This is a genomic window from Vibrio sp. 1562 (genome assembly GCF_033340155.1).
GTDB classification, from domain to species: Bacteria; Pseudomonadota; Gammaproteobacteria; order Enterobacterales; family Vibrionaceae; genus Vibrio; species Vibrio alginolyticus.
This window is the reverse complement of the sequence record NZ_JAWOVY010000823.1, coordinates 1-507: the sequence shown is the minus strand read 5'-3', so window position 1 is coordinate 507 and position 507 is coordinate 1. Positions and strand designations below refer to the sequence as shown.

The 507-nt window shown below is 48.3% G+C and carries 1 protein-coding gene; it reads right to left on the bottom strand.

All coding sequences use genetic code 11. From position 1 onward, the window contains the following. Window positions 1-507, bottom strand: a 507-nt coding sequence (locus tag R7Z49_RS27875; RefSeq protein WP_318112897.1) for a DUF3360 family protein, incomplete at both ends; no start/stop codon positions are given.

The following is a 507-nucleotide window of genomic DNA, read 5'->3' as shown; positions in this document are numbered from 1 at the left end:
AAGCACACACTGGAATCGCAAGCCAACGTTTGTTCACTTTTGCAAGGAAAGCGTATAGTGCGATAGTCACTGCAAGCACGATCAGACCCACGTAACCCATGCTGCCAGCTTCAACAGTTGAAGATTGTAGGCCAACTGCCCATTCTTGAATCGAGTTGATTTGGCTCATGGTCCCCGTCAAGCCCAAGAAAATGAGCAAGCCACCAGCTGTACCCTCTGAGGTGAGGTTCACCAGTTTAGAACCGCCTTTCAAGAAGCTAAGTAGAAGACCGAATACACCAATAAGAATTGCCAATGCAAGAGGGTGAGCACCAGCGAGAGCGATGGTACCAATAAGAGGGATCATTGGACCGTGGTTACCTGCTAAGTTGGCTTTCGGGTTGATAAAGCCAGAAGCAAGCACACAGAAAAGTAGTGCAGGGATTAGCATTTCTACACGCGCAACTTCGATGGCAAAATCTTTACCTAAGTTAACGTGGTCCCATGCTGCAGTAAGACCTTCAGCCC